This window comes from Mycobacterium sp. NGS64 (assembly GCF_059812245.1).
The window spans coordinates 552,977-564,895 of the sequence record NZ_JCALCI010000004.1; the positions used below are offsets into that span (position 1 = coordinate 552,977).

General features: G+C 68.1%; 13 protein-coding genes. 6 read left to right on the forward strand and 7 right to left on the reverse strand.

Features of this window, described 5'->3' with window-relative positions:
- Nucleotides 1-41: 41 nt before the first annotated feature.
- Entirely contained in the window at nucleotides 42-1,451 is a 1,410-nt protein-coding gene (locus AC5Y4S_RS20570; protein WP_500034461.1) for a PPE family protein, read from the reverse strand.
- Between the two features lie 110 nt (nucleotides 1,452-1,561).
- Between AC5Y4S_RS20570 and AC5Y4S_RS20575 the strand changes: the two genes are divergently transcribed.
- From AC5Y4S_RS20575 to AC5Y4S_RS20590, 4 genes are all read left to right on the forward strand, one after another.
- Nucleotides 1,562-1,843, forward strand: coding sequence for a phosphoribosyl-ATP diphosphatase (locus AC5Y4S_RS20575; RefSeq protein WP_068126071.1), 282 nt, complete (start codon nucleotides 1,562-1,564; stop codon nucleotides 1,841-1,843).
- A 2-nt stretch (nucleotides 1,844-1,845) separates the two neighbouring features.
- On the forward strand, nucleotides 1,846-2,703 hold the full coding sequence (gene hisG / locus AC5Y4S_RS20580) for an ATP phosphoribosyltransferase (RefSeq protein ID WP_500034462.1): 858 nt from the start codon (nucleotides 1,846-1,848) through the stop codon (nucleotides 2,701-2,703).
- Nucleotides 2,704-2,828: 125 nt separating this feature from the next.
- On the forward strand, nucleotides 2,829-3,338 hold the full coding sequence (locus tag AC5Y4S_RS20585) for a DUF4126 domain-containing protein (protein WP_500034463.1): 510 nt from the start codon (nucleotides 2,829-2,831) through the stop codon (nucleotides 3,336-3,338).
- Entirely contained in the window at nucleotides 3,335-4,702 is a 1,368-nt protein-coding gene (locus tag AC5Y4S_RS20590; RefSeq protein ID WP_500034464.1) for an FAD-containing oxidoreductase, read from the forward strand. Before AC5Y4S_RS20585 ends, AC5Y4S_RS20590 begins: the two co-directional genes overlap by 4 nt.
- Nucleotides 4,703-4,707: 5 nt before the next feature.
- Here AC5Y4S_RS20590 and AC5Y4S_RS20595 read toward each other — a convergent pair whose 3' ends face one another.
- From AC5Y4S_RS20595 to AC5Y4S_RS20605, 3 genes are all read right to left on the reverse strand, one after another.
- Nucleotides 4,708-4,923 carry a hypothetical protein gene (locus tag AC5Y4S_RS20595; protein ID WP_068126080.1) on the reverse strand — a complete coding sequence of 72 codons (216 nt, stop codon included), beginning with the start codon at nucleotides 4,921-4,923 and terminating at the stop codon, nucleotides 4,708-4,710.
- A gap of 7 nt (nucleotides 4,924-4,930) precedes the next feature.
- Nucleotides 4,931-6,190, reverse strand: a complete 1,260-nt coding sequence (locus AC5Y4S_RS20600) for a DEAD/DEAH box helicase (RefSeq protein WP_500034465.1) — start codon at nucleotides 6,188-6,190, stop codon at nucleotides 4,931-4,933.
- 248 nt (nucleotides 6,191-6,438) lie between these two features.
- Nucleotides 6,439-7,305, reverse strand: a complete 867-nt coding sequence (locus tag AC5Y4S_RS20605) for a RecB family exonuclease (protein ID WP_500034466.1) — start codon at nucleotides 7,303-7,305, stop codon at nucleotides 6,439-6,441.
- A gap of 74 nt (nucleotides 7,306-7,379) precedes the next feature.
- Here AC5Y4S_RS20605 and trmI point away from each other — a divergent pair, with 74 nt between their 5' ends.
- Nucleotides 7,380-8,222 carry a tRNA (adenine(58)-N(1))-methyltransferase TrmI gene (trmI, locus tag AC5Y4S_RS20610; protein WP_500034467.1) on the forward strand — a complete coding sequence of 281 codons (843 nt, stop codon included), beginning with the start codon at nucleotides 7,380-7,382 and terminating at the stop codon, nucleotides 8,220-8,222.
- Nucleotides 8,223-8,224: 2 nt separating this feature from the next.
- On the opposite strand, the gene AC5Y4S_RS20615 is transcribed toward trmI, so the two are convergent.
- On the reverse strand, nucleotides 8,225-8,527 hold the full coding sequence (locus tag AC5Y4S_RS20615) for a DUF503 domain-containing protein (RefSeq protein ID WP_500034468.1): 303 nt from the start codon (nucleotides 8,525-8,527) through the stop codon (nucleotides 8,225-8,227).
- Nucleotides 8,528-8,532: 5 nt separating this feature from the next.
- The gene (gene lppK / locus AC5Y4S_RS20620) at nucleotides 8,533-9,123 is read right to left on the reverse strand and encodes a lipoprotein LppK (protein WP_500034469.1); all 591 of its coding nucleotides are present in this window, start codon (nucleotides 9,121-9,123) and stop codon (nucleotides 8,533-8,535) included.
- Between the two features lie 282 nt (nucleotides 9,124-9,405).
- Between lppK and arc the strand changes: the two genes are divergently transcribed.
- Entirely contained in the window at nucleotides 9,406-11,235 is a 1,830-nt protein-coding gene (gene arc / locus AC5Y4S_RS20625; RefSeq protein WP_068178408.1) for a proteasome ATPase, read from the forward strand.
- Between the two features lie 45 nt (nucleotides 11,236-11,280).
- On the opposite strand, the gene AC5Y4S_RS20630 is transcribed toward arc, so the two are convergent.
- Nucleotides 11,281-11,895: a hypothetical protein gene (locus tag AC5Y4S_RS20630; protein WP_142282074.1), complete on the reverse strand. Its 615-nt coding sequence runs from the start codon at nucleotides 11,893-11,895 to the stop codon at nucleotides 11,281-11,283.
- Between the last annotated feature and the right edge of the window lie 24 nt (nucleotides 11,896-11,919).

Below are 11,919 nucleotides of genomic sequence, written 5' to 3' on the forward strand. Positions count from 1 at the left end.
CCGAGGCTAAAACTTCAACATTGCTTTAGGTCAAGTCGACACTAAGGCGCTTCGTCGCTCCACGTCTGCGGCAGCATCGGCTCCCGCACGGCGTCGCCGATATCACGTCCGCGTAGGTGCGCAAACCCTTGCGCATGTGGCACAGCCGATTTCGGGAAGGTTCCGGCGAAACCGACTGTCCCAGCGCCGACGTCGGACGCGCCGATCCCGGCCGATGAGGTCATTTGCCCGTCGTCTTCCAGATACTCGAACCGATGCTTTCGAACGCGCCGGTGTCCTCTGGCGGCTCGCTGCGCGCCCGCTGGTTCGCCGGCCGCCAGCTTCGTTCCGGCCAGCGCGGCGGTGCCGGCGGCGGCAGCCAGGGTCGCGTTGGCCGAGGCGCTCGGTGCAGACCCCTCGCCGTCGGGGTCCCCACCCACAACGTAAAACACTTGGGTGTCCGCGGCGGCGGGAGCCGAAGCGTCAGCGGCAGCGGGCGTGGTCGACGCGCCGGCCGGGGCCGCGGCCGGCGCGGCGGTGCCGGCGGCCGCCAGCGTGACACCGGCGGTCGCGGGCCAGCTTTGGCGCTCGGGCGCGGCGGCGCCCACCACCGGCGGCCCGGCGGCGCCGGTGGCGTCGAGTCCGGCAAGACCGGCCAGCCCGGCGAGCCCGATGGGCAACAGAAAGGGCCCGAGCGCCGGGGTGAACGGCCCGAAGTAGATCAGCGGGTCCAGCACGGAGTAGGCAAGGATCGTGAACACCTCGCTGGACACCAGGGACACCAACGCGTCCAGCGCCTGGGTGACGACGCCGCCCAGCGGACCCGGCAGGATATGCCCGGCCGCGCTTTGCAGGCCGGTGAGGAAATCCATGAGGAACTGAAGGATCAACTTCGTCGGGTCGGGGAAGCTGCTGGCGGAGGGCGTCGCGGCCGCGCTGACGATCTGCGGCGCCGGCGAGGTGGCGGGCGTCGCCGCGAGGCTTTCCGCCGAGACCGCTTGGTAGACGCTCATTGCGGTGGCCGCCTGCACCCACATGCGCAGGTAGTCGGCTTCGTTGAGGGCGATGGGAATGGTGTTCACCCCGAAGAAGTTGGTGGCGACCAAAACGGCGTGCACCGCGTGGTTGGCCGCCAGCTCGGCGAGCGTGGGCATTTCGGCCAACGCGGACGCATACCCTGCGGCGGCCGCCTCGTGCCCGGTCGCCGCGGCCGTCGCCACCGCGTTGGCCTCACCGAGCCAAAACAGGAACGGTTGGTGGGCGACGACGAATCGCTCGGCGCTGGGCCCCGCCCAAACGGCGCTTCGCACCGCCGCCAGCAGCCCGGTGAGTTCTGCTGCGGCGCAGTCATATTCGTTCGCCAGTGCGCGCCACGCAGCGGCTGCATCGAGCAGGGGGCCGGGTCCCGCGCCCGTCGAGAGCAGCGTCGAGTGCACTTCCGGGGGAACGGCGAACCAGATCGGGAAGGTCACGGACGGCCAGCTCCTTCGACACGCGATCAATATGGTTAGGCTAACCTACATTAGTTGGCCTAACTTGTCGCTCCTTCCCGCGAAACCGCCGTGACTTCGCTGGCCGGCACGTGGAACAATCGCTGGCCGTGAAGACCTTCGAGGATCTGTTCGCCGAACTCGGCGATCGCGCGCGTACCCGGCCGGCCGGTAGCGCCACGGTCGCGGCGCTGGACGGCGGCATACACGGGCTGGGCAAGAAGATCCTGGAGGAGGCCGGCGAGGTGTGGCTGGCCGCCGAACACGAACCCGACGACGCGCTGGCCGAAGAGATCAGCCAGTTGCTGTACTGGACGCAGGTGCTGATGATCGCGCGCGGACTGTCCCTCGACGACGTCTACCGGAAGCTGTGAGCATGCTGCGCGTTGCGGTTCCCAACAAAGGCACGCTGAGCGAGCCGGCCAGCGAGATCCTCTCGGAGGCCGGCTACCGTCGCCGCACGGATGCCAAGGACCTCACCGTCGTCGACCCCGTCAACCAGGTCGAGTTCTTCTTCCTGCGGCCCAAAGACATTGCGATCTACGTGGGTTCGGGGGAGCTGGATTTCGGCATCACCGGTCGGGACCTGGTGCGCGATTCCGACGCACCGGTGCGCGAACGCCTGGCGTTGGGTTTCGGTTCGTCGAGCTTCCGCTATGCCGGGCCGGCCGGGCGGGACTGGACGACGGCCGACCTGGCCGGCAAACGGATCGCCACCGCTTACCCGAACCTGGTCCGAAAAGACTTGGCGGAAAAGGGCATTGACGCGACAGTCATCCGGCTCGACGGCGCGGTGGAGATCTCGGTGCAGCTCGGTGTGGCCGACGCCATCGCCGACGTCGTCGGGTCCGGGCGCACCCTGAGCCTGCACGACCTGGTGGCGTTCGGTGAGCCGCTGTGCGATTCGGAGGCGGTGCTGATCGAGCGCGCCGACGACGACGGCCACGGCGAGGCCAAGGCCGTCCGCGAGCAGCTCGTCGCGCGGGTCCAGGGTGTGGTTTTCGGCCAGCAATACCTGATGCTCGATTACGACTGCCCGCGTTCGGTGCTGGACAAGGCCACGTCGATCACGCCGGGATTGGAATCGCCGACTATCGCGCCACTCGCCGATCCGGATTGGGTGGCGATCCGTGCGCTGGTGCCCCGCCGCGGCGTCAACGAGGTCATGGACGAGCTCGCCGCCATCGGCGCCAAGGCGATTCTGGCTTCGGACATCAGGTTCTGCCGGTTCTGATCGTCGTGCCGCGACCGCGGCTGTGTTAGCGTCCGCTCTAGGGCTGATGAATTACCAACGCCCGTTTCTCCATGGGCTGTCATCCCTTACCGTTGCCGCGCTGTTCGTCCCCCAGGAGGGTCTCCGTGACACACGCGCTTATTCTGCTGCTGGCTTTACTGATTGGTGTCGTCGCCGGGTTGCGTTCGCTGACGGCTCCCGCCGTCGTCGCCTGGGGCGCCTACCTCGCCTGGATCGACCTGCACGGCACCTGGGCGTCCTGGATGGGCAACATCATCACCGCGATCGTCTTCACCCTTCTCGCCATCGGCGAACTCGTCAACGACAAGCTGCCAAAAACGCCGGCCCGCACGGCGCCACCCATCTTCGCCGCCCGGATCATCACGGGCGGGCTGGCGGGCGCGGTGCTGGGCGCGTGGCCGCACTGGACGTTCTCGGCGCTCGGCGCGGGCATCATCGGGGCGGTGCTCGGCACCTTCGGCGGCTATCAGGCGCGCAAACGTCTGGCCGCCGTGGCCGGTAAGGACCTGCCGATCGCGCTGCTCGAGGACGCCGTCGCGATCTTGGGAGGGTTCGCCATCGTCGCGGTGACGGGCCACGTGCTGACGGAATACATCCTGACGGCGGTTAAGTGACGGAGCATTTCGACGCCATCATCGTCGGCGCCGGGCAGGCCGGGCCGCCGCTGGCGGGCCGGCTGACCGCGGCCGGGCAGCGCGTCGCGATCATCGAGCGCAAGCTCGTCGGCGGCACCTGCGTCAACACCGGATGCATCCCGACCAAGACCCTGGTGGCCAGCGCGCACGCCGCCCACTTGGCCAGGCGCGGCGCGGAATACGGCGTGGGGACGGGGTCGATCAGCGTCGACATGGCGAAAGTCAAGGCGCGCAAAGACGACATCATGCTCAGCGACCGCAAGGGCGTCGAAAGCTGGCTCGAGGGAATGGAGGGCTGCACCCTCATTCGCGGTCACGCCCGCTTCACCGACCCGCACACGATCAGCGTTAACGGCGACCTGCTGCACGGCGAGCGAATCTTCCTCAACGTCGGCGGGCGCGCCGTGGTGCCCGACATCCCGGGACTGTCCGACATCGACTACCTCACCAACGTGTCGATCCTCGAACTCGACACGCTGCCAACGCATCTCGTCATCCTCGGCGGCAGCTACATCGCGCTGGAGTTCGCGCAGATGTACCGGCGCTTCGGGGCCCAGGTGACCGTGGTCGAGCGCGGCCCGCGGCTGGCGTCCCGCGAGGACGAGGACGTCTCCGCCACGGTCAGGGAGATCCTTCAAGCGGAGGACATCGACATCGTCGTTGGCGCTGACGATGTGCGAATCACCAAGACCGCCAACGGGTTTGAACTGACTCCGCGGGCCGGTGCCCAGCCCATCGCCGGGAGCCATCTGCTGATGGCGGTGGGGCGGCGCCCCAACACCGACGACCTCGGTGTCGAGGCCGCCGGGGTGCAGACCGAACGGGGCTACATCGTCGTCGACGACCAGCTCAAGACCAGCGTCGACCACATCTGGGCGATGGGCGACTGCAACGGCAAGGGCGCCTTCACCCACACGTCGTACAACGATTTCGAGATCGTCGCCGCCAACCTGCTGGACAACGACCCCCGCCGGGTGAGCGACCGCATCACCACCTACGCGCTCTACATCGACCCGCCGCTGGGGCGCGCGGGCATGACCGTGAGCCAGGTTCGCGCGTCCGGCCGCAAGGCGTTGGTCGGCAAGCGGCCGATGACGCGCGTCGGCCGGGCGGTGGAAAAGGGTGAGACGCAAGGCTTTATGAAGGTGGTGGTGGACGCCGACACCGACGAGATCCTGGGGGCCGCCATCCTCGGCGTCGGCGGCGACGAGGCGATCCACGCCATTCTGGACGTCATGTCGGCCAAGGCGCCCTACACGACGCTCTCGCGCACGATGCACATCCACCCGACCGTCAGCGAGCTGATTCCCACGATGCTGCAGGAGATGTCGCCGCTCGACTAGCAGGTCTACGGCGCTTTGGCGTACCTGCGCACGACGTCGTCCTCGCCGAACGAGCTTGTGTGCTGCTGGCCCTGAGCGTCGCGGCCGAAAAATGTCCACCGCTGCGGGCTCGTCTGCGGCCCGCTGATGATCTTGACCGTATACCGAAGCTCGGTGCGGTTCGCCGTGCCGATGACGTCACCGACACGAACCTTCGAAGGATGAATCTGCTGTTCGGCCATGAGTCCCCTAGTGGTGGGTAGTCGTTGCGGGGCGTCGAGACCGGCGGCGCCTGTTACGCGCGCCGGAGGGGCGGTGGGAGGGCACCGTGACTGCGCTGCGGGGCCTGTCCTCGCCGACGAGGGCGTGGATGGCGGGGGAGGCCGCGCTGACCGTTTGGGGCACCGCGCGAATGGCCGCCTTGCGCATCATCGACTCGGTTTCCCGGCGCTGCTCGGGCAACACGATGGTGACGACGTCGCCGGAGGCGCCGGCGCGGGCCGTGCGGCCGGACCTGTGCAGGTAGGCCTTGTGCTCGGCGGGCGGGTCGACGTGTACCACCAGTTCGATGTTGTCCACGTGCACGCCGCGGGCGGCGATGTCGGTCGCCACCAGCACCCGGGCGTGTCCGGCGGCGAAGGCCGCCAGGTTGCGGTCGCGCGCGGGTTGCGACAGGTTGCCGTGCAGCTCCACCGACGCGATACCGGACTGGGTGAGCTGGCGGGCCAGCTTTCGCGCCTGATGCTTGGTCCTCATGAAGAGGATTCGCCGGGAGTCTCCCGCCGCCAACCGGTAGACCAACTCCTTCTTGGCTTGGGCCCCGTCGACGCAGAAGAGGTGATGCGTCATTTCCGGAGCCGACGACGTCGCTTCGACCACCGACCGCGTCACCGGATCGGTGAGAAATCGCTTGACCAAGGTGTCGACGGCGCCGTCCAGGGTGGCCGAAAACAGCATCCGCTGGCCGACGGCAGGGGTGGCCGCCAGGATGCGGGTGACCGTCGGCAGAAAACCGAGGTCGGCCATGTGGTCGGCTTCGTCGATGACCGTGACCTGAACGGCGTCCAGGCTGACCACGCGTTGTTTCATCAGGTCGTCGAGGCGGCCCGGGCAGGCCACGACGATGTCGATGCCCGCCCTCAGCGCCGCCGCTTGCCTGTTCTGCGAGACCCCGCCGAAGATCGTGGCAACGCGCAGGCCTCGCACCTTGGCCAGCGGCTGGATGGTCGCGGCGATCTGGGTCGCCAGCTCGCGGGTGGGCGCCAGCACCAGCCCGGTGGGCCGGCCCGGTTGCCGGTTGGCTGGATCAAGCCGAGTGACAAGGGGAATCGAGAACGCGAGCGTCTTGCCGCTACCGGTCTTGCCGCGGCCCAGGACGTCGCGGCCGGCGAGCGTGTCCGGCAGCGTCTGCACTTGTATCGGAAACGCGTGGTGGACGCCCCGCGCGGCGAGCGCGTCGACCAGTGGCGGGCTCACGCCGAGGTGAGCAAAGGTGTTGTCTTCCAGCATGTTTTGATGTCCCTAAAGCTTCGATGGAGGCGAGATTGCCGGTGTGGCAATATCGGTCGCCGCGACTCGAGCTTCCGCAGGTGCGCCTGGTCGTCTTGGACTCGGCGCCCCGGAGGGGATCTGAGCAAAAGAAAACAAAGAATCGATCACGACTCGCCGGCAACCCAGTGGGTCGCCGACGCTTTAGACAGGGTACCGCACCTGCGGGCGAATCCGCGTTTCGGACGGTTTTTCGCCCGCCCGATGCCTCACGCGGCCGGTTCGGTCGGATGCGAGATCGGTTGCGTCGCAGCAGCATCCGGCCAACCCGGGTAGGGCGGTGGCGTTCCGCCGAAGGTCGGGCAGTGCTGCTGGTGGGGGCACCACTCGCACAACCGCGACGGGCTGGGGCGGAAGTCGCCCGTCGGCGCCGCGGACTGGATGGCGCGCCAGATCGCCATCAGCGTCTTCTCGAAGCGCAGCAGCTCGTCGTGGTCGGGCGCGTAGTCCAGCACCTGGCCGTCGGCCAGGTAGATGATGCGGAGCCGGGTGGGCAGCACGCCGCGGGAACGCAGCAGCGCCACCGCGTAAAACTTCATCTGGAACATCGCCTTGAACTCGGCCAGCGCCCGCGCTTCGGGCGGCGCCTTGCCGGTCTTGTAGTCCACCACCCGCAGCTCGCCGGTGGCCGCGACGTCGATCCGGTCGATGAAGCCGCGCAGCAACGTGCCGTCGGCGAGTTCGACCTCGACGCGCTCTTCGCAGCTCTGCGGATCGAACCGGGTCGGGTCCTCCAGCCGGTAGTAGCCGGTGAGCAACGCGCGGGCCTCCGCCAGCAGTTCGGTTCGCTGTTCGGGATCGACGTCGCCGGCCAGCTCGGGCTCGGCGCCCACGACCCGGTCCCACGCGGGCTCCACCAGCGACGTGGCGGTGTCGGGGCCGCGCAGCTCGGCGGGCAGGCCGTAGAGCTGCTCGAGGGCGGCGTGCACCACCGAACCGCGCAGCTGCGCGGTCGACGGCGCCTCGGGCAGCCGGTCGATCGCCCGGAAGCGGTAGAGCAACGGGCATTGCTTGAAGTCGGCCGCGCGCGACGGTGATAGTGCCGGCCTGGCGCGTCCCTCCGGCTGGTCCGTCATGTGCGCAGCCTAGGACCGGGCCCCGACAACCCCCAAGCACCCGCCGCGGCGCGTCGGCTGGCACGCTAGACGGCGTGTCCGCGACCGGCCCATTCACCGTTGGCGAACGGGTCCAACTCACCGACGCCAAGGGTCGGCACTACACGATGTCGCTGACCCCCGGCGCCGAGTTCCACACCCACCGCGGGTCGATCCCGCACGACGCGGTGATCGGGCTCGAGCAGGGCAGCGTGGTCAAATCCAGCAACGGCGCCGATTACCTGGTGTTGCGCCCGCTGCTCATCGACTACCTGATGTCGATGCCCCGCGGTCCACAGGTGATCTACCCCAAGGACGCCGCCCAGATCCTGCACGAGGGCGACATCTTCCCGGGTGCCCGGGTGCTCGAGGCCGGGGCCGGATCCGGTGCGTTGACCTGCTCGCTGCTGCGCGCCGTCGGGCCCGACGGGCGGGTGGTCTCCTACGAGCAGCGCGCCGACCACGCCGAACACGCCCGCCGCAACGTCTCGGTGTTTTTCGACAGCGAACCGGACAACTGGCAACTGATCGTCAGCGACCTGGTGGACTCCGACCTGCCCGACGGCTCCTTCGACCGCGCCGTGCTCGACATGCTCGCGCCGTGGGAGGTGCTCGACGCGGCGGCGCGCCTGTTGATAGCCGGCGGGGTGTTGATGATCTACGTCGCCACGGTCACCCAGCTGTCTCGAACCGTGGAGGCGCTGCGGGCCCAGCAGTGCTGGACCGAGCCGCGGTCGTGGGAGACCCTGCAACGCGGCTGGAACGTCGTCGGGCTGGCCGTGCGGCCGCAGCACTCGATGCGGGGGCACACGGCGTTCCTGATATTCAGCCGACGGCTCGCCCCGGGCGTCGTCGCCCCGGCGCCGCTGGGCCGCAAGCGCCCGGGCCGCGACGGTTAGGACTAGTCGTCACTCCTGGTCAGGCCCCGCCGGACCGACAACAGCTCGAACTCGGGATGCGCCGCCACCAGGCGTTCGGCCGCGTCCAGCACGTCGACCGCGTGGCGGCGGTCACCGGACACCAAGGCCACGCCGATGCCCGCCCGTCGGTACAGCTCCTGCGCGCCGATTTCGGCGGCCGACACGGCGAACTTGCGCTGCAGCTCCGCCACGACAGGCCGAATGACCGACCGCTTCTGTTTGAGTGATCGCACCCCAAGCTCCGGGCCCAGCAACACGTCGAACTCGAGCCAGCCGATCCACATGGCGGCTAGCCCGTGGGAGTCGACGGGGGCGGGGCCGGAGGGGGTGCCGGGCTGGGGGCAGGCGCGGGCGGCGTCGTCCCGGTAGCCGAGTTGCCCAGTGCCAGCAGCATTTCCGCGGTCCGGCGGGAGAGCTGCCATCCACCCTGGAACGGGGTGAACTCCATCGGGAAGGTGAAGTTGCCGTTGTTCGGCTGGGCGGTCTTGACGGTCACGGTGGCCATCACGTGCGACGGGTTCTTGTCCGACCAGGCGACGTCGTTGGCCGCGAAGGTCATCGGGAGATACCCGTTGTCCCGCAGCGCGTTGGTGAACTTGTCCAGGGTGCCCGCGCTGTCGGGGGTCGCGCCCTCGACAAGGTTCACCTTGTTAACGCCCGGCACGTTCGGGTCGGCGAGCCGGTTCAGGACGTCGATCAGGGCGTCGGGCGGGGGCAGCGGCGCGGTCGGGGGAGCCGCGACGATCAGCGGGGTCGACGTCACCGGGACCGCCGAGGAGGACGACGCGACGACCTTGGTTCCGGTGTGCGCGCAGCCGGCCAGCCCGACCGCCGCCACCGCCGCGACGGCACTCAGCGCAACGGTCAAGCATCGGTGCATAAGGTTCGTTCTGTGTCTAGGCGATCGGGCCCGCCGTCGGGCCAACGGGTGCAACGGAAGTCACACCGGGCCCGGCACGCCGGAGAAGGCGGTGCCGGCGGAGCCGGTGGCAAGGGCTTTTGGGGCCACGGCTGTCCTTTCGCTCGGCAAGATTCGTGGCAGAGATTACCAGTGGAACCAAAGTCTTAACTTTTCGTGAGCATTTGACTCCGCACATCAACCGGCAATCGCCGGTAGCGTTGAAGTACCACCGCACATTTCGGGGCGGGAAAGGAGCGCAACATGGGTGACTCAGAGCGTTCTGAAGCATTCGGCAATGCCCGTGAAACTGGCATGTCCAGCGGCGATGCTGCCGAATTGGAACAGTTACGCCGTGAGGCAGCGGTGCTGCGCGAGCAACTGGACCATGCGGTCGGGTCGGCAGGCGGCACACGATCTGCACGCGACGTGCATCAACTCGAGGCTCGCATCGACTCCCTCGCGGCGCGAAACTCAAAGTTAATGGAAACCCTCAAAGAGGCGCGTCAGCAACTGTTGGCGCTGCGCGAAGAGGTCGACCGGCTTGGTCAGCCGCCCAGTGGCTACGGCGTTCTGTTGGGGGCGCACGACGACGACACGGTCGACGTGTTCACCTCGGGTCGCAAGATGCGCCTGACGTGCTCGCCCAACATCGAGGTCGGTTCGCTGCGCAAGGGCCAGACGGTCCGGCTCAACGAGGCCCTGACCGTCGTCGAGGCCGGCACGTTCGAATCGGTCGGCGAGATTTCCACGCTGCGCGAGGTGCTCAACGACGGTCACCGCGCGTTGGTCGTCGGCCACGCCGACGAGGAGCGCATCGTGTGGCTGGCCGAGCCGCTGGTCGCCGAAGACCTGCCGGAGGGGCACCCCGATGCGCTCAACGACGACAGCCGCCCGCGCAAGCTGCGTCCGGGTGACTCCCTGCTGGTCGACACCAAAGCCGGTTACGCCTTCGAGCGCATCCCCAAGGCCGAGGTCGAAGACCTGGTGCTGGAAGAGGTGCCCGACGTCAGCTACCAGGACATCGGCGGCCTGACGCGCCAGATCGAGCAAATCCGCGACGCCGTCGAGCTGCCGTTCCTGCACAAGGAGCTCTACCGCGAGTACGCGCTGCGCCCGCCCAAGGGTGTGTTGCTCTACGGCCCGCCCGGTTGCGGTAAGACCCTGATCGCCAAGGCGGTCGCGAACTCGTTGGCCAAGAAGATGGCCGAGGTGCGCGGCGACGATGCCCGCGAGGCGAAGTCGTACTTCCTCAACATCAAGGGCCCCGAGCTGCTCAACAAGTTCGTCGGCGAGACCGAGCGGCACATCCGCCTGATCTTCCAGCGGGCCCGCGAGAAGGCCTCGGAAGGCACGCCGGTGATCGTCTTCTTCGACGAGATGGATTCGATCTTCCGGACCCGCGGCACCGGGGTCTCCTCGGACGTCGAGACGACGGTGGTGCCGCAGCTGCTCAGCGAGATCGACGGCGTGGAAGGCCTCGAGAACGTCATCGTCATCGGCGCCTCCAACCGCGAGGACATGATCGACCCCGCGATCCTGCGGCCCGGTCGCCTCGACGTGAAGATCAAGATCGAGCGCCCGGATGCCGAAGCGGCGCAAGACATCTTCTCGAAGTACCTGACCGAGACGCTGCCGCTGCACGCCGACGACCTCGCCGAGTTCGAGGGCGACCGCACGGCCTGCATCAAGGCGATGATCGAGAAGGTCGTCGAGCGGATGTACGCCGAGATCGACGACAACCGGTTCCTGGAGGTCACCTACGCCAACGGTGACAAAGAGGTCATGTACTTCAAGGACTTCAACTCCGGGGCGATGATCCAGAACGTCGTCGACCGGGCGAAGAAGAACGCGATCAAGTCGGTGCTGGAGACCGGTCAGCCCGGCCTGCGCATTCAGCACCTGCTCGACTCGATCGTCGACGAGTTCGCCGAGAACGAGGACCTGCCCAACACCACCAACCCCGATGACTGGGCGCGGATTTCGGGCAAGAAGGGCGAGCGGATCGTCTACATCCGCACCCTGGTCACGGGCAAGTCGTCGAGCGCGTCGCGGGCCATCGACACCGAGTCAAACCTGGGCCAGTACCTGTAGCGAGGCCGTGCGGCCGCGCCCCGGCGCACGTCTCGGCGCGGCGGCTTACGTCTCGAGCGAGTAGCTGTTGGTCAGGTTGTCCTGCAGCACCTGTGCGGCCTCGGTTCGGGTGTCCACGCGCAGCTCCTCGGTGAGCACGCGCGGCTTGTAGCTCCACCCGTCGGGCAACTCGAGTCGACTCGCCAGCCCGGGCAGGTCTTCCCGCTTGAGGTTGGGGTCGGTGACCTGGCTCCAGGTCTGCATGACCCAGCGTTTCCCGTGGGGATCGATGAGTTCGTAGACCTCTTCGCCGGCGTTGAACACGAAAACCGTGTGGCGGCTGACCTTGTTCACGCTGAACGGCGCGGGGTTCATCGACGACAGCAGGACGGTGGCCTGCAGGATCATCTCGATGCCCCCGAAGGTCTTCGTCACTTGTGGACCCTGCCGCTCCTTTTCGATGGAGTTCATCAGCCAATAGCGGGGGCCGTTGAGCAGGGCCGCGGCCGCGCCGTTCTCGGCGGCGATCGCGTGGGGGTCCAACGCCGACCACAGCTCGGCGGGACAGTCGTTGAGCGGGAAGCTGTTGTAAACCGAGGCCTGCGGGCCGGCCTCGCCGGGAGTCACGAGAAGCACTTCCCCGTAACGCTTCCCGGCCAGGTCACCTACCGGTTCGTCCACTTCCTCTTCGGCGCGGTGGCGAGA